Below are 19,972 nucleotides of genomic sequence, written 5' to 3' on the forward strand. Positions count from 1 at the left end.
AGAAATTCTTTAGCTTAGGTTAAAATGCTCTGGAAATGATAAAACTCATAAAAGGTGATATTTTAAACATTTACAACCTCTGAAGCTTCTAATAACTTTTCCTGGCGTAGTTTTAGAATTACCTGGGCGATAGCCAGGACATCTTTCTCGCAGTAGCTAACAATACGATTAAGATCTTTATCATTATAAAACACATTTCTAACATCACTACCCGAAATATCATCTTTTGGCGACGGGATTTTCAATACATTGGTAAGCAATTTAAGGGAAGTAAAATGCTTATAGTCGCCAAATTTCCATAATTCCAGCGTATCCAGATGAGGAACTTCCCATGGCTTTTTTCCAAATAGATTGAGTTTTAAAGGCAGTGCATGGTCGTGAATTAACATCCTACGCGCGATAAATGGGAAATCGAACTCTTTACCGTTATGTGCACAAAGTAAATGCTGAGGTCTTGCAAAATGCTCATTTAATAATTCAGAAAATTGCTGAAGCAGGGTTTTTTCTTTATCTTTAAATGTGGTGAGCCTAAATGTCCTGTCCCCATTTTTAAAGCTGAAAAACCCTACCGAAATACATACAATCTTACCAAATTCTGCCCAAATTCCCGCACGGTCATAAAACTCTTGTGCGGTAAATTCATCTTTTCGTTGATAATGGGTCTTCTCTTCCCAAAGCAATTTTTTTTCTTCAGAAAGTTCATTGAAATTTTCAAATTCGGGCACGGTTTCAATATCGAGAAAAAGGATGTTCTCGAGCTTAATTGTTTGCAGCATCGTTTAACATTTTATAAGTCTCATCAATATACTTATAGAAATCTGGAGCGTGTTCTTCATCTTCCTCTTTTTTAATAAGGTTTTCCCCCAATCTTACAATAATTAAATCGTCTTCAGGGATAACAATAACATACTGCCCATGAATACCACGCATATAAAAAATGTCTTTTTCTTTATAATCACTCAACCAAAATCCATAACCATATTGCGGATTATCATCAAAACGGGGTTCGGTAGATCTGGCTACAAACTCTGAATCCAGAAGCTGTTGACCCTTCCATTTTCCTTTGTTTTTGTATAGTTTCCCGAACCTTGCAAAATCGCGTGCGTTGGAGGCGATACAGCAATAAGCTTTTTCCATTCCGCTTTCTTCACTGTCTAATTGCCAAAGCGCATCTTCTTTCATTCCCAGGGGCTTCCAGAAACTTTTACTTAAATATTCTGAAAGATTTTCTCCAGTGGCTTCTTCTATGACCATACCTAAAAGAATAGTGTTTCCGCTAAGGTATTTAAAGCTTTCTCCGGGGGTACCGGTAACCTGGAGTCGAAGAACCAATTCCCTTATGTTTTCGTCGAAATAAGCCCTCGCAGTCATCCCAAACGGATTATAATAGTTCTCGTTCCAGTTTAAACCTGAAGCCATAGAGGCCAAATCCCCAACTTTTAATTCTTTTTTAAACTGCGGAAAAAAGTCTGAAACCGGCTGATCTAAACTTGTAATGTAACCATCCTGAATAGCCTTTCCCAAAAGTGCTGAAACAATACTTTTAGCCATAGAAAACGAATTCGTCTTAGAATCAGGGCCATATTCCTGGTAATATTCTTCAAACCAAATACTATCGTTTTTAATGATTAAAAAGGCTGCAGTTTCCAGTTCTTCGTTTAATTCAGCAAGATCATCAGTGGGCGTTGCAGAGTTATAATTTGAATGTTCGGGCCACGCATCAGCTTCAGTTCCCGCTTCAATAAGTCGGTTGTCAAAATGGGGATAATCGTCTATAAATGCCGTTTTTTCACCCTGAAAATAAGTAGCCTGCATTCCGCGGAAAATATATCCAAAATCGAAAATAATAAGAATAATAACAGCGATTAGAAGTACAAAAATTACGGTTCCGGAAATTTTTAAAAATCTAATCATAAAGCTGAAAGTTTAGAACATTGAAAGTTGCGAAGTATTATTTTCGTGATTTAAAAGCCACTGTTTTCTATGTAAGCCGCCGGCATAGCCTGTTAAAGATCCGTCGCTGCCAATTACACGATGGCATGGAACAACCACCCAAAGCGGATTTTTCCCGTTGGCAGAAGCTACGGCCCTTATCGCTTTTTCATCGCCTAATTTTCTGGAAAGTTCCAGGTAGCTGCAGGTTTTTCCAAAAGGAATTTCACTTAAAGCTTTCCATACTTTTTGCTGAAAATCGGTGCCTTTTGGGCTTAGCTTTAAATTGAATTTCTCAAGATTTCCTTTAAAATAATCGTTTAATTGTTGTGCCGCCGATTGAAGAAAATCGGGGATTTCTTTTGAAGAAGAAATTTCTTCATCCAGAATCTGAATTGCAGAAACCCCGGCTTCGTCGCCACTAATTTTGGCTGTCCCGAGTGGAGTTTTCAGAAATATCTGATTTTGGTGACTCCGTGTTTTCTTCATTATCTTTTCTTTGAATTAATCCAAGGCGTTTTGCGCGTTTTTCCCAGTTTTGGCGGGCCAGCATCTGCATATCTTCAATACTGTCGCTCTCGTCCATAATTTCAAGGCCCAGCAAGGTTTCTATTATGTCTTCCATAGTTACTAAACCAACGGTATTTCCGTATTCATCTACAATCATGGAAATATGTCCCCTTTTTTGAACAAAATTCTCGAAAAGTTCGGGAATTGGCGTGTCTGCAGAACTCATAAAGATTTCCCTTTTTAGCTTGCTTAAAGGTTCAGGACCCCTATCGTCTATCATTTCTTCCAGTACATCATCTTTCAAAATAAAACCAGTTACATTGTTGGTTTTATTTTTATAAACGGGAATTCGGGAGAATTTAAGGTTTTTATGCGTACGGTGAAATTCTTCAATACTGGTATCTTCATCTTCTATAATGGCTACAGAATAGGGAGTCATTACATCTTTTGCTTTAACCGATCTAAATACGAGAAGGTTTTTTATAACCGTGGTTTCACTTTCATCGAAAACGCCTTCTTCTTCGGCAGCATCGGTAATTGCGGCGAACTCTTCTCTATTCATAGAAGATACGTGTGCCGATTTTCCTATTAATTTTGTTGTAAGCATCATAAGCCAAAGTATCCCAGCATACTTCAGCGGAAAAATCATAAAAGAGAGGGTTTTTGCTGTAAAGTTTCCCAAAGACTGCCAATAGGTAGCACCGATAGTTTTGGGAACTATTTCTGATAAAATCAAAATAGCCAGTGTCATTACTGCTGAAACAATACCAACGGCATTACCACCATCGCCCCAAACTTTTTCAGCCTGTACCCCCACTAAAATTGCTCCAACGGTGTGAGCAATTGTGTTCACAGTTAAGAGTGCGATTAATGGTCTGTCTATATCTTGTTTGAATTGTGCCAGGGTTTCAGCATAACCCTGCCCTTCCTGTTTTTTAACCTTAATAAACGAGGGTGTAAAACTTAATAATGCGGCTTCTAAAATGGAGCACAAAAATGAGAAAAAAATAGAAATTAACGCATAAAAAATAAGTAAGCCCATATTGGTTTTTAGTTGTTTGAAAGACTAATTTAAAGATAATTCTATCAATCTCTAATAAAGAAATGGTAAAACATAAAAAACAGCCCCAACCGATTAAGGATGGGGCAGGACAAATTGTATTTAGAAAGGTTTAAGCAGAAAGTTTCTCGCTAATTATTCGGTTCCATTTTTGGGCGACGATCAGCCTTTCTGAAGCATTGTTGTTGGCGTTATCGTCCTCATCATAAAAAATAATTTCGGTGAGTTTTTTGTTGTTTCTGTTTTCAGAAAGATCCAGGCTAATCCTTTTTATAAGCTGGGCATTATCTGGAAAAGGATGCGAACTTACTGTGGTATTTTTTATATAGCTAAGATCCAGTACCTGATGTTTCATATTGTTTGTAGGTTCTATAACCAGCAATTTCTTGGCTTTACTGTCTAACCCCAATAGCAAAGTAGCGGAAAGTTCAACAATATCGGTAGTTAAATTATTTTGATTGCTTAATTTTTTAAGGTTTTTAAGCCTGTTTTTCTCTTTGTTGTTTTGTTGCCAGATTAAGAATAATATTGGCAGCACGAAAACTGCTAACAGCCCCAGGCCTATTAGCGTAGATGCGGTGTCCATTTTTTAATTATTTAAGTGAAATTTTTCTTATTTGCCTTTTTAAAAGCTTTTTGAGTATGAAAAACATAAAAGTTTTTCAGAAGAATTCATTTCACCAGAAAAAATGAAAAGGATAGATATGTTGAAGTATTAAGTATCGCTGATCTAGAAAGTTAAAAAATGAATGCTTTTCAACAGAAATCTGTAATTCTTTTTTTGAAGTAAAAGCAGAAGCTAAATCACCCGAAAAACCAGTAAAATTTTCTTCTGAAAAAATATTTTCAGAAGTGATAATTTCAGCAAATAATACGGCCTGCTGATTTTGCTCAGCTTGCAGATAATCATAGTTTCGGGAATCGAGATTTACAACCGTAGCCGAAAAAGCAAAAACTTTATTACCGGTGCTATTTAAAAGCAGACCGAGTAATAAAGTTATAATATAGAAATTCTGATTTTTCATAAAATCAAATACCCCGATTTAAATTCACAAGGTATTAAGTTGACAAGAGAATTTTTTCAATCTTATCAAACAGCAAAACTAGCTAAAAATCAGATTAGAAAATGATAAATTTTAGTTATAAAATCAGGAAATTAATTTCACGGCATCTTTGGCAAAATAGCTTGCAATCATAGAAGCACCGGCGCGTTTTATGGCGGTTAATTGTTCTAAAACTACGGCATCGTGATCTAACCAGCCTTTTTCGGCTGCAGCTTTAATCATCGCATATTCACCGCTTACCTGATAAACTGCTATGGGAATATTTACTACGTTTCTTAGGTCGCGTACAATGTCAAGATAACACAATCCAGGTTTAACCATTATAATATCAGCGCCTTCCTCAATATCCATAAGGGTTTCCTTAACTGCTTCTTCACGGTTTGCAGGATCCATTTGATAAGTTTTTTTATCCTTCGGAATATTTTCGGCATCTACGGGAGCAGAATCCAAAGCATCCCGGAACGGTCCGTAAAACGCCGAAGCGTATTTGGCACTGTAGCTCATAATCCCGGTTTCGTGATAACCTTCGTCTTCAAGCAGGCTGCGCATTTCAAAAATACGGCCGTCCATCATATCGCTGGGCGCAAGAATATCGGCTCCAGCTTTGGCGTGGGAAAGTCCCATCTCAGCCAGAATTGCCGTAGTATCATCGTTAATTACTTTCCCGTGAGCAATAACTCCGTCGTGCCCGTAAGCCGAATAGGGATCCAGGGCAACATCGGTCATGACCAGCATTTCGGGGACTGCATTTTTTACTGTTCTAATGGTGCGTTGCATTAGTCCGTCGTTGTTTAAAGCTTCGGTCCCGGCATTGTCTTTCAGGTTGTCGGGAACCTTTACAAACAACAAAACCGATTTTATGCCGAGGCTCCAAAGTTCTTTAACTTCTTTCTCCAGTAAATCCAGACTAAACCTAAAATAATTCGGCATAGAAGCGATTTCTTCCTTTTTATTTTTTCCTTCAACCATGAAAAGCGGCGCGATAAAATCGTTTGGAGTAATTGCAGTTTCACGCACCAAACTACGTATAGCTTCGCTGGTTCTTAATCTTCTATTTCTTCTTAATGGATACATAATTTCAGTTTTCGGTTCTCAGTAATCAGTTTTCAGTTAAACCCAATTTCGTGGGTTTTTCAAAACCTTCAATAATTTTTCTTCTTCGCTGCCGGGTTCGGGATGGTGGTCGTAAACCCATTGCACATGCGGAGGTAGGCTCATTAAAATACTCTCAATCCTTCCATTGGTTTTCAAGCCGAAAAGGGTGCCTTTGTCGTGTACCAGATTGAATTCCACATATCGGCCGCGCCGTATTTCCTGCCAATTGCGGTTTGCTTCAGAATATTGCAAGTTTTTACGTTTCTCTACAATAGGAGTGTAAGCTTCAAGGAAACTATCTCCAACTTCGGTTACAAAATTGTACCAGTGTTCAATACTTTTTTCTTCAGAGGCTTTTAAATAATCAAAGAATAAACCTCCAATTCCACGGGATTCATTTCGGTGGGAATTCCAGAAATATTCATCACATTTTTTCTTGTATTCCGGATAAAACTCCGGGGAATGTTTATCACAGGCTTCTTTTGAAACTTTATGAAAATGTTCGGCATCTTCTTCAAAAAGATAATAAGGCGTAAGGTCCTGCCCGCCTCCAAACCACTGGTCTAGAACGGTACCGTTTTTATCATACATTTCAAAATAGCGCCAATTGGCATGAACCGTTGGTACCATCGGATTTTTAGGATGAATAACCAAACTGAGTCCGCAGGCAAAAAAATCTACATCACCAACTTTAAAATATTGTTGCATTGCCGGGGCAAGAGGGCCGTGTACCGCGGAAATATTTACCCCGCCTTTTTCAAAAATCGCCCCGTTTTCTATAACCCGGGTTCTGCCGCCACCGCCTTCTTCACGCTCCCAAAGGTCTTGTTGAAATTTCGCCGTACCGTCTATTTCTTCTAGTTTTTTACAGATGCTATCCTGTAAATCTTCGATATATTTATAAAATTCCGCTCTCATTTTCAACCTTCGATATAAACCAGTTTATCTTTCGTTTTTCCTATTTCTTCTACTTTGGAAACCTTAATTGCCAATTTCATTTTTTGCTGAAAAAGATGAATGATTTCTTCAGTTGGAATTTCATTTCCTTTAAATAAAGCCTGCCCAAACCGGTTGTTGTGTAAATCCATTGTTTTGGCCAGTTTTTGGTTTGGAGAAAGTTTTTCGTGCAAACCAGTAAAATGGTCGCTCCAAATTCTGGCAGCTTCAACCGATCTGGAAATTTTAAAACATTTCTGGCAAATTAAATAATTCCACAGGGCGTGTCTAAAGGCATTTTCTTTTCCGTTGTTATGATGTTCTTCTGCATAGAGATCGTCACAAATTTTGATCGTCTGGATTGTTGCCCGGTAGGTTGGGAGAATATAGCGCGGTTTTCTTATAAAAACTTTAGAAACCGAAAACAGTTCCTTAAAATCCATATTTTTAATCCGCGCCCAGACTGCCACTAATTAGCTTTATATTCTTTTACCGCATCTACAAAAGCTTTTGCATTTTCTACCGGAATATCGGGTAAAATGCCGTGCCCAAGGTTTACGATATATTGGTCCTTTCCGAACTCATTAATCATTTGGGTTACCATTTTCTTGATCTCGGCTGGTGGTGAATACAATCTTGCAGGATCAAAATTACCTTGCAGGGTGATTCTGCCGCCACTTAAATATCGGGCATTTCGTGCACTTAAAGTCCAGTCTACTCCTAAAGCCGAAGCGCCTGAATTTGCCATTTCGTGAAGGGCAAACCAGCATCCTTTTCCAAAGGCTATAACCGGGATTTCATCCTTTAAAGCATCAATGATCTGCTGAATATATTTCCAGGAGAATTCCTGGTAATCTACGGGACTTAGCATTCCACCCCAGGAATCGAAAATTTGCACCGCATCTACACCTGCCGCAACTTTGGCTTTTAGGTAAGCGATGGTTGTGTCGGTTATTTTCTGCAATAACTGGTGGGCGGCTACCGGATTGGTGAAACAGAATTTCTTTGCTTTATCAAAATTCTTGGAGCCCTGACCCTGTACGGCATAACATAAAATTGTCCACGGGGAACCTGCAAAACCAATTAACGGAACTTCATTGTTCAATTCCTGTTTGGTCATCTTAATGGCGTCCATTACGTAGCCTAAAGTTTCCTCGATATCCGGAACAATTACATTGTCTACATCTTTTGTCGTCCTGATAGGGTTTGGCAGCCAGGGGCCAACACCGGGTTTCATTTCCACTTCAATATTCATCGCCTGCGGAATTACCAAAATATCGCTAAAAAGAATTGCCGCATCGGTCCCTACCTGGTGGATTGGCATCACCGTGATTTCGGTCGCGAGTTCAGGAGTTCTACAACGTGTAAAAAAGTCGTATTTTTCTTTAAGCTTCATAAAATCGGGGAGGTAGCGGCCTGCCTGGCGCATCATCCAAACCGGCGGACGTTCTACAGTTTCTCCTTTTAAAGCTTTTAGAAATAGATCGTTTTTTATCATTTTTTAAAATATTTCACCACCTGCACAATCACATTTTCAATAGAAGGTTTGGTGGCGGTTATTATATGGTTTGTATGTTTTTTAGCCTCTGAGGCAGTTGTTTTTCCTATGCAGAAAGCCGTAGTATCTTTTAGTTGATTTTCAGAAGTAAAACTTTGTACTGCACTCGGACTAAAAAATAAAATTCCGTCAAATTCCTGGGGAAATGGCTTCGGATTTAGTCTTGTTTTATAAACTTCAATTTCGGTAAATCCAATTTGATTTTTTTGCAAAATTTCCGGGATTTCATTCCTTCTTTTATTTCCACAGAAAAAAGTAAAGGTTTCTTCAGTATAATTCTGGACAATTATATCAGCCAAATCTTTCCCGTAATCTGCGATTTCCTGAATGTGAAATCCGTTTTCACTGGCTAAGTCTGCGGTTTTTTCGCCTACACAGAAGCAATTTTCAACCTGAATTTTTCCTGAAACCGCATTTATCGAATTTTTACTGGTGAAAATCGCGTTTTTAATCTTTTTTGAAGGGAATTTAAAATCGGTGGCTTTAGTAATAATCGCATTATATTCCACTAAACTCAAGCCCGAATTTAGAAACAATTGTTTCTGGGAATTACTAAGTTTTTTAGTGGTGAGAATGCTCTTCATTCAGGAGTATTTAAATGAGGTCAGCCTTCAGCATTGATTTCGGCTTTAATTTCCTGCATCAATTTTGCGCCGCCATTGTTTAAAATCTCTTCGGCACAGCGTTTTCCAAAATCCTCAATTTCGTCTATGGATACGGTTTTTTCTACGCCAATTTTTTCCTTTCCGTCCAAACTAAAAAGTGCACCTTTAAAATAGATAAGATCTTTATCTACCGTAGCTAAAGCTCCAATTGGTGCGGTACAGCCGCCTTCTAAAACCTTTAAAAACTCACGTTCAATATGTACGGTAATTTCAGATTCTTTATGATTTAACAGCGCGAGAGCTTTTCGGGTAAACTCATCATCCCCCATCGCTACCACAAGCATTGCTCCCTGGGCAGGGGCAGGAATCATCCAGTTAAGATCTATAAAATTATCTGGTTTTAATGCGATACGTTCCAATCCGGCAGCGGCGAAAATAGCTCCGTTCCATTCATTATCATCCAATTTTTTCATTCGGGTATTTACGTTTCCACGTAAATCTACCACTTTGTGAGTTGGATATTTGTTAAGCCATTGTGCTTTACGTCGCAAACTCCCGGTGGCAATGGTACCATCGCTTTCCATGAAATCGAGGCCTTTATGGATAAGAATATCTTTGGTGTTGGCACGTTTTAACACTGCAGCTTCTACAATTCCTTTAGGAAGTGCAGTGGGAACATCTTTCATAGAATGCACGGCAATATCAACATCGCCTTTAATCATCGCTACGTCCAGGGTTTTTGTAAAAATCCCGGTAATTCCCATTTCGTAAAGTGGCTGATCTAAATTAAGATCACCGGTTGATTTTACGGGAACTAATTCGGTTTTATGACCGGCTTTTTCCAGCGCGTTTTGCACTGTTTTTGCCTGCCAAAGTGCGAGTTCGCTATCCCTGGTGCCAATGCGGATTACTTTGTTCATTTTGCCTGTTCTTCAAGCTGAAATACTTTCTGGATCAATTCCAGGCTTTCATCGGTCGTGGTAGAATCTCCTTTTAAATGATTCGCAAAGTGTTTCATTATTTTTTGAATAATCCTGTCGCTAACAATTTCGGCCTGTTCATCGTTGAAATCTGAAATTTTTCTACGTTGAAAATCAAGTTCATCATCTTTCATACTTCTAAGCTTTTTCTTTAAAGCTTTTATGGTAGGGGCGAATTTTCGGGTTTCCAGCCATTTATTAAAATCGGTTTCTACTTCTTTAATAATAGCTTCAGCTTCAGGAATAAATTGCTTTCTGCGTTCTAAATTTCTATCGGTAATTTTTGAAAGCTGATCCAGATGAACCAGTTTCACATTAAGCAAATGCGCTACATCTTCTGAAACATTCTTTGGTATAGAAAGGTCTAAAACCAACAAATCCTTATTAGAATAAATTAATTCTTTAGAAATAGTAGGGTTATGCGCCCCGGTGGCGACAATTAGAATATCGGTATTTCTTATTTCCGCCTGTAAATCGGCGTAATCTTTTACAATAAGGTTGAATTTACCCGCAATTTTTTCCGCTTTATCTTTGGTGCGGTTAATAAGAGTAATATGTTCGTTTTGTGTATGTTTTATAAGGTTTTCGCAGGTGTTTCGTCCAATTTTACCTGTTCCGAAAAGCAAAATATTTTTGTCAGAAACGTTAGGAACATTATCTAAAATATATTGAACCGAAGCAAAAGACACCGAAGTGGCACCTGTAGAAATTTCGGTTTCATTTTTAATACGTTTACTGGCCTGGATAACCGCATTTGCCAGTCTTTCTAAAAAAGCATTTACCAACCCAAGTTTTTTGGAACGGGTAAAAGCAACTTTTAACTGACTTATAATTTCAAAATCACCAAGAATTTGGCTATCTAAACCGGTGCCAACCCTAAACATATGCGAAATAGCTTGCTTGTTTTTATGAACATAAGCAACTTTTTCAAATTCTTCTACAGTGCCGTGCGTATGTTCGCAAAGCAATTTAATAAGCTGAAAAGGGTGTTGGGCAAATCCGTAAATTTCGGTACGGTTGCAGGTAGAAGTGACTAGAATAGCATCAATACCTTCCTCTTTGGCTTGTTTTAACAAACCATTTTTAGCTTCTTCGTTTAAACTGAAATGTCCTCTTATCTCTGCATCAGCCTTTTTATAACTAAGACCTATGGTGTAAAAATGTTTTCCGCTTGCGATGTGATAATCTTCCATGTACCGATTTAGGGTATTTGGGACAAAATTAAGCTAATGTGAAAGCAAAAAGTAACGCTCAAAGTACTTTTTGTATCGCTTTCAGTTATTTTAAGTTTTTTATATCTTTAAAAATTAGCAAATACTTACTTTTGCAGTAGTGGTAGTCAGTTTGGAGCAATTAGTTTAGAACTATTCTAAATAGACTTAAAATTAAAAAATATGATCTCAGAAGATAAAAATAACGCTGTAGGATTTATTGAAGAGTTGAAAATTGAAGATGGTTTTTATCTTTTAAAGTTTCAAAATGAAACTACTGATAATCAGAAAATTATTAGGGATATAGACAGTAGCTTTATTCAGTTTCATTTCAATTTAAAAGGAGCCAGCAAGTTTCTGTTTAATAACAACAAATACGAACTGCCACTGAATGCAGAGAGCTCCCTGCTGCTATATAATCCGCAGCAAGATCTTCCGCTTAATTTAGTATTGGAACCAACTTCCTGGTTAATTTCCCTTGTGATTTCTATTAAAAAATTCCATTCTCTTTTTTCGCAGGAAGCCGGATATATCACTTTTTTAAGTGCCGATAACAAGGATAAAAAATATTATAAAGATGCGCCAATTTCTCCATCTATGGCTATTGTACTAAATCAGGTTATGAATTTTAACCTCACCCCAAGTATTAAAAATCTTTATTTTAAAGGGAAAGCTTACGAGCTTTTGAGTTTATATTTTAACAGAACCGAAGATCCTAATGTAGAACAATGTCCTTTTCTTAGTGACGAAGAAAATATTATTAAAATAAGAAAAGCCAAGGATATTGTGATTTCCAGAATGGCAGAGCCGCCATCGCTTCAGGAATTATCAGATGAGATTGGGCTAAGTCTTAAAAAACTTAAAGAAGGTTTTAAGCAAATTTATGGAGATTCGGTTTACAGTTTTCTTTTCGATTATAAGATGGAATATGCCCGAAAACTTTTAGATAGTGGCGATTATAATGTGAACGAAGTTGGTTTAAAAGTGGGCTACAGTACCGCAAGTCATTTTATTGCTGCTTTTAAGAAAAAATTCGGCACAACGCCCAAGAAATATATTATGTCTTTAACTTCAAATTCTTAGGTTATGTTTAAAAAATTTGTTGCAATTTATCTTCTCATCTTTTTCGGTTTAAATTCTGGATATGCCCAGGAAATAGAAGATGAAGACGAGAAAGATAGAAAAGAAGTACTTGTTTTCTATAAAACCGAAGGCTTCTGGCACGAATCTATTCCCACAGGAAGAGCTTTTATCGAAGATCTTGGCGAAGATCACGATTTTAAAGTCACCTCTACTAAAGATGCCGACGATTTTCATAGCGATGACCTGAAAGATTATGATTTAGTAATTTTTCTAAACACTACGGGGAATGTTTTTGATGAAAAGGAACAGGAAGATTTTAAAAATTATATAGAAAATGGTGGGAGTTTCTTTGGAATTCACGCCGCTGCAGACACAGAAGGGGATTGGCCCTGGTTTGTGGAATTGGTAGGTGGTTTTTTCGATGGACATCCCGCCGTACAACAAGCTGATATAAAACTGAATATGCCCGGGCATCCCGCAGTTGCATATTTACCTAAAGTTTGGACCAGAACCGATGAATGGTATAACTATAAAAACCTAAATCCTGAAATGCAGGTGCTTCTATATCTCGATGAAGATTCTTATGATGGCGGCACTAACGGTAAAGAACACCCAATTGCCTGGTTTAGGGAAACCGGCCACGGCGGAGTTTCAATTTATACCGGCTTGGGGCATACTATTGAATCTTATATAGAACCTTTGTTTCAGAAGCATATTCTCCAATCTATTTTATTTGCTTTAGGTGAAGAAAAATAGCCGTTCTATAGGTGTATAAAAAACAGTAATAAGTAATTGAAATTCCTCCAAGCAAATAGTCTTATTTTTGAATTGAAAAAGAAAAATTATGAGTAAAGGCGTACTATTGGTTAATTTGGGTTCCCCAAAAAGCACCGACCCCAAAGATGTAAAAACATACCTTGACGAATTTTTAATGGATGAACGTGTGATAGACGTTCCATATTGGGCCAGGGTGCTTTTAGTAAGAGGGATTGTTTTAAATACAAGACCTAAGAAATCGGCTGAAGCTTATCAAAAAATTTGGTGGGATGAGGGTTCACCTTTAATAGTTTTATCAGAACGACTGCAGGATAAAATGGATAAAAATACTTCGGTACCAATTGCTTTGGCGATGCGTTATGGTGAGCCGAGTATAAAATCGGGGCTGCAGGAATTGCATGATAAAGGAGTTGATGAGGTTTTACTTTTTCCATTATATCCACAGTTCGCGATGGCAACTACAGAAACCATTTTGGTTTTAGCCGAAGAGCTTCGGAAAGAGCATTTCCCCGAAATGCAATTTACTACCGTACCACCTTTTTATAATCACGCTGATTACATTCGAGTGCTGGCTGAAAGTATTTCAGAAAAATTAAAAGGAGTTGATTTTCAGCATTTATTATTTTCTTATCACGGCGTTCCCGAGCGGCATATTAGAAAAAGCGATGTAACTAAATCGCATTGTAAAATTGACGGAAGCTGTTGCCAAACCGCTTCAGCAGCACATCAATTTTGCTATCGCCACCAATGTTATGAAACTACCAGGCTTGTCGCTGAATATTTGGAACTAAAAGAAAATTCTTATAGTGTTTCTTTTCAATCTCGTTTAGGATTCGACCCATGGTTACAACCATATACCGATAGAACGATAGAGCGTTTTGGAAAACAGGGAATGAAAAAACTGGCCATAGTTACACCTGCCTTCGTTTCAGATTGTCTGGAAACTTTAGAGGAAATCGCAATGGAAGGAGAAGAAATCTTCCACGAAGTTGGTGGCGAAGAATTTACTGTAGTTCCCTGCCTTAACGATCGTGACGATTGGGTAAAAGTGCTTTCCCGTTGGGTAGATGAATGGGCATACCAAAAGCCTGTTGAAGCATAATGGCCTCGGTAAATTCTCGAAATCTTGGAGAAAAACCAATAGGTAAATTACTTGTACAGCAAGCGGCACCGGCTTCAGTGGGAATCCTGGTGATGTCGCTAAATATTTTAATCGATACCATTTTTGTTGGGAACTGGATTGGTTCTACGGCTATTGCAGCAATAAATGTAGTGCTTCCGGTTTCGTTTTTTATCGCTGCCTTGGGGATGGCTATTGGGATTGGTGGGTCTTCGATTATTTCTAGAGCACTGGGTGCAGATGACCGTAAAAAAGCCCTCAAAACTTTTGGAAATCAGATAAGCCTTACGCTAATCCTTACCATTGGTTTTGTAATTGTGGGCCTACTTTTCGTGGATTCCCTTATCCCAGCTTTTGGCGGAAAAGGCGATATTTTTGAACCAGCAAAAGTTTATTATACCATTGTACTTTACGGAGTTCCTTTCCTCGCGCTTTGTATGATGGGAAATACGGTGATTCGGGCTGAGGGGAAACCCAAATTCGCTATGATCGCGATGATTATTCCTTCGGTAGGAAACTTACTTTTAGATTATATTTTCATCAATCAAATGGGTCTTGGGATGTGGGGTGCAGCCTGGGCTACAACAGCTTCTTATCTTTTTTGCTTTGCGTATATTTTCTGGTTTTTTCTTTCCAAAAATTCTGAGCTGAGAATAAGTTTGCCAGATTTTGGGCTTAATAAACCTATTCTTAGGGAGATTGGTTCCCTTGGCTTTGTTACTTTATCCAGGCAGGCAGTAGTAAGTGTTATTTACCTGCTTATGAATAATATTTTATTTGATCTGGGCGGAGAAGATGCAGTGGCTATTTATGCAATTATAGCCAGGATGTTAATGTTTGCTTTGTTTCCCGTTCTTGGAGTTACGCAGGGTTTTTTACCAATTGCAGGTTTTAATTATGGTGCCGAAAAATATCAAAGAGTCCGCAAAAGTATCAATACCGCTATTATGTATGCCTGCGGATTAGGCCTACTGGTCTTCGCCGGGATTATGTTTTTCTCTGAAGAAATTGTTCGCATTTTTACTAAAAACCCCACGATCATTGCCGAAACTCCCGGGGCGATGCGCTGGGTTTTTGCCGCGACACCTATTGTGGCAATTCAGCTTATTGGTGCTGCTTATTTCCAGGCGGTGGGCAAAGCAGTTCCGGCGTTATTGCTTACTTTGTCCCGGCAGGGTTTCTTTTTTATTCCTTTAATTCTAATTTTACCGAATTATTTCGGAGAAATTGGAGTGTGGATCTCATTTCCCATTGCCGATTTACTCTCAACGCTGGTTACTGCCTATTTTTTAAACAGGGAAATGAGATTAAAACTGAAACCGGAAACCGTGCAGTAATTCTTCCGAAGAAAAAATGATAAATCCCTATCTTTGTTAGATAGCTTGAAAATGATGGATAAAAATGCTTTAAAAATAGAACTAATTCAAAAAATCATTGCCTGTAATGATCAATCTTTTCTGGAACAGATTGAGGAATTATTGAAGGAGAAAAAGTAAAAGAGCCTGAGGAAGATTATGAAGTAGAAAAACATAAAAACTGGCTTTCTAAAGAACAACTTGAAGAACCCGATCGCCGTTTGAAAGTATATGAAAGTGGTACGGAGAAGGCAATTCCGTGGGAAGAGGCAAAGAGAGGAATTGAAAAGAAATATGGGTTTTAGACTGAAAATAAACTCTTCAGCCCAATTGGATTTAAAAATTGCGATTGATTGGTATGAAGCCAAAAAAGTTGGTTTAGGAAAGCGTATTTTAGATGATCTTGAAAAAATATTAAACAGAATTCAATCTGATCCATATATATTTCGGTTGGAAGGCGGTTATAGAAATGCTCTCCTTGATGTTTTTCCATATATAGTGATTTTTGAAATAGATAGGCAAGAAATTATAATCCTGGCTGTCTCCAATACCCATTAAAACCCAACCAAAAAACCATAATTTGTGATAGAATATTACCAGTACATAAAAGCTTTACACCTTATTTTTGTGATAACCTGGTTTGCCGGGCTTTTTTATATTCCTCGTTTATTTATTTACCATATAGAAGCCACGCAAAAACCGGAACCCGATAAAAGTATTCTTGCTGGGCAATTTAAATTAATGACTAAAAGGCTTTGGTTTATCATTACATGGCCCTCGGCTATTTTAGCGAGTTTATTTGCTTTTATGTTGTTGCATTTAGCCCCGGGATGGCTTTCGCAAGATTGGATGCTGGTGAAACTGGGTTTTGTTGTTTTGCTTTATGCCTATCATATTAAATGTCACCTCATTTTTAAAGAACTTCAAAACGATGTGGTAAAATGGACTTCAAATCAAATGAGGTTATGGAACGAGGGTTCTACGTTAATTCTGTTTGCAGTTATTTTTTTGGTGATTATAAAGGATGCTATAAACTGGATATATGGAGTTTTAGGGATATTTCTCCTGGCGGGAATGCTTATGCTGGGCATTAAAATCTATAAGCGAATTAGAGCTAAAAATCCCAATGCCTAATTGGTGTGATAATTGATTAATTTGCGCTAATAATCATTTATGAAGCTTTCTAAACTTTCTTTAAGTACCCGCATATTTATCTCCATGATTTTATTGGTGCTGGGAGCTTCAATCTTAATTGTGGGTATCACAGTTTATCAATATAAGCTGGAAGCCGAAAACTATCACCGCGAACGCCTGGAAAGAAAGGAACAGGCTATTAGGGAAAATATAAAGTTTATTCTCGCGAGCACTACCTACCTAATCAATACCGAAAATATTGATATGATATTCGGGGAGCGAAATAAAATTCACGAAATGGCCCAGGTCCACGAGATGCAAATCAATATTTATGATTTTCAGGGTCGGCTTTTAATTAAATCAGATCAATCTTTTTTCAGGGATACCACAGATAATCAACTGGACAAAGATATTCTTAGAAAGTTGGAACGCTCAGAGAGCAAGCGATATATTGAAAAAACCGAAATTAACGGGCAAAAATTTCAATCTTCATATACATATATCGTAGATGGTAAATTTAAGCCCCTGGCCATACTATATCTTCCCTATGTTCAGGATGACACCGTTTTAAATCGTGATCTGAATAACTTCCTGATTAGAATGGGTGAGGTGTATTTATTTATGCTCGTATTGGCGATTATAATGTCTTATTTCCTTTCAAAATATATTACGAAATCCCTAAAAATTATTTCAGATAAAATTACTGAAACCCGTTTAGATAAACGTAACCAAAAGATCGATATTACCAACGCTTCTGAAGAGATTTATACGCTTGTAGCCGCATATAATAGTATGATAGATGAGCTGGAAGAAAGTGCCGTAAAACTTGCCGCAGGCGAACGAGAACAGGCCTGGCGGGAAATGGCCAAACAGGTAGCACACGAGATAAAAAACCCATTGACACCAATGCGTTTAAGCGTGCAAAGTTTTGAACGGAATTTTGACAGGAATGATCCCGAAATTGAAGCCAAAGTAGCCGAATACTCTAATACGCTTATCAATCAAATAGACACCATGAGCTCTATTGCTGAAGCTTTTTCGAATTTCGCGAAAATGCCGGCGCAACAAAACGAGATGCTGAATGTTCCGAAAATCGTGAAACTGGCACTGGATATTTTTAACGAAGAATACATTCAGTTTACTAGTGAAAAAGATGAAATCCTTGCCAAGTTTGATCGAACCCAACTTATTAGGGTGATTACCAATTTGGTGAAGAACGCTATTCAAGCTATGGATGGGCAGGAGAATCCGCGTATTATGGTAAGTATTCACGAAGAATCTTCAGATGTATTTGTGATTATTTCTGATAACGGGGCTGGGATTTCCGAAGAAAATCTAGAGAAGGTTTTTGAACCTAAATTCACCACTAAGTCCAGCGGAATGGGCCTTGGCCTGGCAATGGTAAAGAATATTGTGGAAACATATAACGGAAGTATTACCTTTACTTCTAAGTTGGGAAAAGGCACTACATTTAAGTTACGGTTTCCCAGATAAATGAAGAACGAACCAAAATTTTTAAATATGGAATTCGAAAATATTTTAACTGAAAATAACGACGGAATTTTACAGATTACAATCAACCGTCCTAAGAAATTAAACGCCTTAAACCGCGATACAATTGAAGAATTGCATCAGGCTTTTACTAAAGCAAAAGAAGATCGCGAAGTAAAAGTTGTAATCTTAACCGGAACGGGCGAAAAGGCTTTTGTTGCCGGTGCCGATATTAGTGAATTTGCCGATTTTTCTCCGGAAGAAGGCCGCGAACTTGCAGCTGAAGGACAGTCGAAATTATTCGATTTTGTAGCGAATTTTCCAAAGCCGGTTATTGCCGCAGTAAACGGTTTTGCCCTGGGCGGCGGACTCGAATTGGCAATGGCTGCACACTTTAGGGTGGCCAGCGATAACGCAAAAATGGGACTTCCTGAGACGTCCCTTGGGGTAATCCCCGGTTATGGCGGTACGCAGCGCCTTCCGCAATTGGTGGGGAAAGGCCGCGCGATGGAAATGATTATGACTGCGGGAATGATAGATGCCAACCAGGCGCTACAGTACAATTTAGTGAACCACGTTTGCGAGCCTGAAGAATTGATAGAATTTTCCGAAAATATTGCTCGCAAAATAATGAAGAATTCTCTGGTAGCTATTAGCGCCGCAATTCGAGCTATTAATTCAAATTTCGAAGATGGTGTAAACGGATTTGAAGTGGAAATTAGTGAATTTGGAAACTCTTTCGGAACCGAAGATTTTGAAGAAGGAACTTCGGCATTTTTGAATAAACGCAAAGCCGATTTCCCGGGGAATTAATATAAAAGCTTTAGCATTTAGAAATTAATTTTCGGAATGTTAAAGCTTATTTTTTGTTCACTATATTGGATATATTCCATAAATTTGTATTATGTCCAGTAAAAGTGAATTTATCTACGGTAGAGGAGCGCAGTTAAATGTGACTAGCCGATTTGATGCGCACGATCACGAATTTCGTGATGATTTTCTTAATCATTGTGCGACTGAAGGGGATGAGGTGCAAAATTCGAAGACAGTTTTAATAGATACTTTTCCTAAAACCATTGTTAATAAAGTCAACAGTCCGGATGTTGGCATGGGATTTTCATTAAATCCGTACCAGGGTTGTGAGCACGGCTGTATTTATTGCTATGCGCGCAATTCCCACGAATATTGGGGCTATAGTGCTGGACTTGATTTTGAACGAAAAATCCTGGTAAAAAGGAATGCAGTAGAACTGCTGGAAAAAAAGATAAGCGGCAAAAAATGGGAGGCAACGCCAATTGTACTTTCCGGAAATACCGATTGCTACCAACCCATTGAGAAGAAACTAAAAATTACCCGGCAGTTACTTCAAACCTTTTTCAAATATAAACATCCCGTGGGAATCATAACCAAAAATGCTCTTGTGCAAAGAGATATAGATATATTAAGAGACCTGGCGGCAGATGATTTAGTACATGTTAGTTTATCAGTTACCTCCCTGGACGAAGAAACGCGAAGAATCCTGGAGCCAAGAACAGCCAGTATTAAAAAGCGTCTGGAAACTATAGAAAAGCTTTCCGTAGCTAATATTCCGGTGAGTGTGATGATGGCACCTATAATTCCCTCTATAAATTCCCACGAAATTATGTCTTTGGTTAAAGAAGTTTCAGAAAGGGGAGCTTTGGGCGTTGGTTATACTATTGTAAGGCTAAACGGCTCTATTGGCGGGATCTTTTCCGACTGGATTAGGAAAGCGATGCCAGACAGGGCCGATAAGGTTTTGCATCAAATAGAAAGTGTGCACGGCGGAAGTTTAAACGATAGCCGTTTTGGAACCAGAATGAAAGGCGAAGGCGAATTCGCCAGCCAGGTGGCACAGCAGTTCAAAATCGCCAAAGCTAAATATTTAAAAGGAAGAGAAAGACCGGTTTTAAACTGCGATTTACACGAACAATACAAAGACGGACAAATGAAGCTTTTTTGAAAGACTGCCGTCATGCTGATTTCGTTTCAGCATTTAGCATGAAAAGTAAATATTTTTAGTAAATATAGTTCTTTGATCTT

General features: G+C 38.1%; 22 protein-coding genes. 9 read left to right on the forward strand and 13 right to left on the reverse strand.

The features are described 5' to 3' along the window. Positions 1-62 precede the first annotated feature (62 nt). The 13 genes from LB465_RS09005 to hemA form a co-directional block, all read right to left on the reverse strand. Complete coding sequence (locus LB465_RS09005; protein WP_224469489.1) at positions 63-776, reverse strand: 3'-5' exonuclease; 714 nt, start codon at positions 774-776, stop codon at positions 63-65. Beyond that, positions 760-1,914 (reverse strand): serine hydrolase domain-containing protein, encoded by a 1,155-nt coding sequence (locus LB465_RS09010; RefSeq protein WP_224469491.1) that lies wholly within the window; start codon positions 1,912-1,914, stop codon positions 760-762. The genes LB465_RS09005 and LB465_RS09010 overlap by 17 nt, the downstream gene beginning before the upstream one ends. A 12-nt stretch (positions 1,915-1,926) precedes the next feature. Next, entirely contained in the window at positions 1,927-2,421 is a 495-nt protein-coding gene (locus LB465_RS09015) for a methylated-DNA--[protein]-cysteine S-methyltransferase (protein WP_224469493.1), read from the reverse strand. Continuing rightward, positions 2,354-3,484 (reverse strand): CNNM domain-containing protein, encoded by a 1,131-nt coding sequence (locus tag LB465_RS09020; protein WP_224469495.1) that lies wholly within the window; start codon positions 3,482-3,484, stop codon positions 2,354-2,356. Before LB465_RS09020 ends, LB465_RS09015 begins: the two co-directional genes overlap by 68 nt. Before the next feature lie 130 nt (positions 3,485-3,614). After that, positions 3,615-4,088: a hypothetical protein gene (locus LB465_RS09025; protein WP_224469498.1), complete on the reverse strand. Its 474-nt coding sequence runs from the start codon at positions 4,086-4,088 to the stop codon at positions 3,615-3,617. A 91-nt stretch (positions 4,089-4,179) separates the two neighbouring features. Beyond that, positions 4,180-4,527 (reverse strand): hypothetical protein, encoded by a 348-nt coding sequence (locus LB465_RS09030; RefSeq protein WP_224469500.1) that lies wholly within the window; start codon positions 4,525-4,527, stop codon positions 4,180-4,182. 123 nt (positions 4,528-4,650) lie between these two features. Continuing rightward, entirely contained in the window at positions 4,651-5,640 is a 990-nt protein-coding gene (gene hemB, locus LB465_RS09035; protein ID WP_224469502.1) for a porphobilinogen synthase, read from the reverse strand. Positions 5,641-5,676: 36 nt separating this feature from the next. Continuing rightward, the gene (gene hemF, locus LB465_RS09040) at positions 5,677-6,579 is read right to left on the reverse strand and encodes an oxygen-dependent coproporphyrinogen oxidase (RefSeq protein WP_224469504.1); all 903 of its coding nucleotides are present in this window, start codon (positions 6,577-6,579) and stop codon (positions 5,677-5,679) included. A gap of 2 nt (positions 6,580-6,581) precedes the next feature. Then, positions 6,582-7,040 carry a DUF6973 domain-containing protein gene (locus tag LB465_RS09045; protein WP_224469506.1) on the reverse strand — a complete coding sequence of 153 codons (459 nt, stop codon included), beginning with the start codon at positions 7,038-7,040 and terminating at the stop codon, positions 6,582-6,584. A gap of 26 nt (positions 7,041-7,066) precedes the next feature. Beyond that, the gene (hemE, locus tag LB465_RS09050; RefSeq protein WP_224469508.1) at positions 7,067-8,095 is read right to left on the reverse strand and encodes a uroporphyrinogen decarboxylase; all 1,029 of its coding nucleotides are present in this window, start codon (positions 8,093-8,095) and stop codon (positions 7,067-7,069) included. Beyond that, positions 8,092-8,739, reverse strand: a complete 648-nt coding sequence (locus LB465_RS09055; protein WP_224469511.1) for a uroporphyrinogen-III synthase — start codon at positions 8,737-8,739, stop codon at positions 8,092-8,094. The genes hemE and LB465_RS09055 overlap by 4 nt, the downstream gene beginning before the upstream one ends. Positions 8,740-8,759: 20 nt before the next feature. Beyond that, the gene (hemC, locus tag LB465_RS09060) at positions 8,760-9,680 is read right to left on the reverse strand and encodes a hydroxymethylbilane synthase (protein ID WP_224469513.1); all 921 of its coding nucleotides are present in this window, start codon (positions 9,678-9,680) and stop codon (positions 8,760-8,762) included. Beyond that, a complete protein-coding gene (gene hemA, locus LB465_RS09065; RefSeq protein WP_224469516.1) occupies positions 9,677-10,933 on the reverse strand; it encodes a glutamyl-tRNA reductase in 1,257 nt (418 codons plus the stop codon). The genes hemC and hemA overlap by 4 nt, the downstream gene beginning before the upstream one ends. 201 nt (positions 10,934-11,134) lie before the next feature. Here hemA and LB465_RS09070 point away from each other — a divergent pair, with 201 nt between their 5' ends. From LB465_RS09070 to LB465_RS09115, 9 genes are all read left to right on the forward strand, one after another. Continuing rightward, positions 11,135-12,034 (forward strand): AraC family transcriptional regulator, encoded by a 900-nt coding sequence (locus tag LB465_RS09070; protein ID WP_224469518.1) that lies wholly within the window; start codon positions 11,135-11,137, stop codon positions 12,032-12,034. Positions 12,035-12,037: 3 nt separating this feature from the next. Next, on the forward strand, positions 12,038-12,790 hold the full coding sequence (locus LB465_RS09075) for a ThuA domain-containing protein (RefSeq protein ID WP_224469520.1): 753 nt from the start codon (positions 12,038-12,040) through the stop codon (positions 12,788-12,790). 88 nt (positions 12,791-12,878) lie between these two features. Further along, a complete protein-coding gene (hemH, locus tag LB465_RS09080; protein ID WP_224469522.1) occupies positions 12,879-13,913 on the forward strand; it encodes a ferrochelatase in 1,035 nt (344 codons plus the stop codon). Further along, positions 13,913-15,268 carry an MATE family efflux transporter gene (locus tag LB465_RS09085; RefSeq protein WP_224469524.1) on the forward strand — a complete coding sequence of 452 codons (1,356 nt, stop codon included), beginning with the start codon at positions 13,913-13,915 and terminating at the stop codon, positions 15,266-15,268. Before hemH ends, LB465_RS09085 begins: the two co-directional genes overlap by 1 nt. Before the next feature lie 255 nt (positions 15,269-15,523). Then, on the forward strand, positions 15,524-15,844 hold the full coding sequence (locus LB465_RS09095; protein ID WP_394370926.1) for a type II toxin-antitoxin system RelE/ParE family toxin: 321 nt from the start codon (positions 15,524-15,526) through the stop codon (positions 15,842-15,844). Positions 15,845-15,871: 27 nt separating this feature from the next. Further along, positions 15,872-16,420 carry a CopD family protein gene (locus tag LB465_RS09100; protein ID WP_224469611.1) on the forward strand — a complete coding sequence of 183 codons (549 nt, stop codon included), beginning with the start codon at positions 15,872-15,874 and terminating at the stop codon, positions 16,418-16,420. Between the two features lie 39 nt (positions 16,421-16,459). Continuing rightward, entirely contained in the window at positions 16,460-17,914 is a 1,455-nt protein-coding gene (locus LB465_RS09105; RefSeq protein ID WP_224469527.1) for a sensor histidine kinase, read from the forward strand. 27 nt (positions 17,915-17,941) lie between these two features. After that, entirely contained in the window at positions 17,942-18,724 is a 783-nt protein-coding gene (locus LB465_RS09110; protein ID WP_224469528.1) for an enoyl-CoA hydratase/isomerase family protein, read from the forward strand. 91 nt (positions 18,725-18,815) lie between these two features. Further along, a complete protein-coding gene (locus LB465_RS09115; protein ID WP_224469529.1) occupies positions 18,816-19,892 on the forward strand; it encodes a PA0069 family radical SAM protein in 1,077 nt (358 codons plus the stop codon). Positions 19,893-19,972 lie beyond the last annotated feature (80 nt).

Source organism: Salegentibacter lacus (genome assembly GCF_020164555.1).
GTDB lineage: Bacteria > Bacteroidota > Bacteroidia > Flavobacteriales > Flavobacteriaceae > Salegentibacter > Salegentibacter lacus.

Excerpts from the sequence above, each read along its gene's own strand:
- LB465_RS09005 (WP_224469489.1), bottom strand. The coding sequence starts at position 776 with ATGCTGCAAACAATTAAGCTCGAGAACATCCTTTTTCTCGATATTGAA.
- LB465_RS09010 (WP_224469491.1), bottom strand. The coding sequence starts at position 1,914 with ATGATTAGATTTTTAAAAATTTCCGGAACCGTAATTTTTGTACTTCTA.
- LB465_RS09015 (WP_224469493.1), bottom strand. The coding sequence starts at position 2,421 with ATGAAGAAAACACGGAGTCACCAAAATCAGATATTTCTGAAAACTCCA.
- LB465_RS09020 (WP_224469495.1), bottom strand. The coding sequence starts at position 3,484 with ATGGGCTTACTTATTTTTTATGCGTTAATTTCTATTTTTTTCTCATTT.
- LB465_RS09025 (WP_224469498.1), bottom strand. The coding sequence starts at position 4,088 with ATGGACACCGCATCTACGCTAATAGGCCTGGGGCTGTTAGCAGTTTTC.
- LB465_RS09030 (WP_224469500.1), bottom strand. The coding sequence starts at position 4,527 with ATGAAAAATCAGAATTTCTATATTATAACTTTATTACTCGGTCTGCTT.
- hemB (WP_224469502.1), bottom strand. The coding sequence starts at position 5,640 with ATGTATCCATTAAGAAGAAATAGAAGATTAAGAACCAGCGAAGCTATA.
- hemF (WP_224469504.1), bottom strand. The coding sequence starts at position 6,579 with ATGAGAGCGGAATTTTATAAATATATCGAAGATTTACAGGATAGCATC.
- LB465_RS09045 (WP_224469506.1), bottom strand. The coding sequence starts at position 7,040 with ATGGATTTTAAGGAACTGTTTTCGGTTTCTAAAGTTTTTATAAGAAAA.
- hemE (WP_224469508.1), bottom strand. The coding sequence starts at position 8,095 with ATGATAAAAAACGATCTATTTCTAAAAGCTTTAAAAGGAGAAACTGTA.
- LB465_RS09055 (WP_224469511.1), bottom strand. The coding sequence starts at position 8,739 with ATGAAGAGCATTCTCACCACTAAAAAACTTAGTAATTCCCAGAAACAA.
- hemC (WP_224469513.1), bottom strand. The coding sequence starts at position 9,680 with ATGAACAAAGTAATCCGCATTGGCACCAGGGATAGCGAACTCGCACTT.
- hemA (WP_224469516.1), bottom strand. The coding sequence starts at position 10,933 with ATGGAAGATTATCACATCGCAAGCGGAAAACATTTTTACACCATAGGT.
- LB465_RS09070 (WP_224469518.1), top strand. The coding sequence starts at position 11,135 with ATGATCTCAGAAGATAAAAATAACGCTGTAGGATTTATTGAAGAGTTG.
- LB465_RS09075 (WP_224469520.1), top strand. The coding sequence starts at position 12,038 with ATGTTTAAAAAATTTGTTGCAATTTATCTTCTCATCTTTTTCGGTTTA.
- hemH (WP_224469522.1), top strand. The coding sequence starts at position 12,879 with ATGAGTAAAGGCGTACTATTGGTTAATTTGGGTTCCCCAAAAAGCACC.
- LB465_RS09085 (WP_224469524.1), top strand. The coding sequence starts at position 13,913 with ATGGCCTCGGTAAATTCTCGAAATCTTGGAGAAAAACCAATAGGTAAA.
- LB465_RS09105 (WP_224469527.1), top strand. The coding sequence starts at position 16,460 with ATGAAGCTTTCTAAACTTTCTTTAAGTACCCGCATATTTATCTCCATG.
- LB465_RS09110 (WP_224469528.1), top strand. The coding sequence starts at position 17,942 with ATGGAATTCGAAAATATTTTAACTGAAAATAACGACGGAATTTTACAG.
- LB465_RS09115 (WP_224469529.1), top strand. The coding sequence starts at position 18,816 with ATGTCCAGTAAAAGTGAATTTATCTACGGTAGAGGAGCGCAGTTAAAT.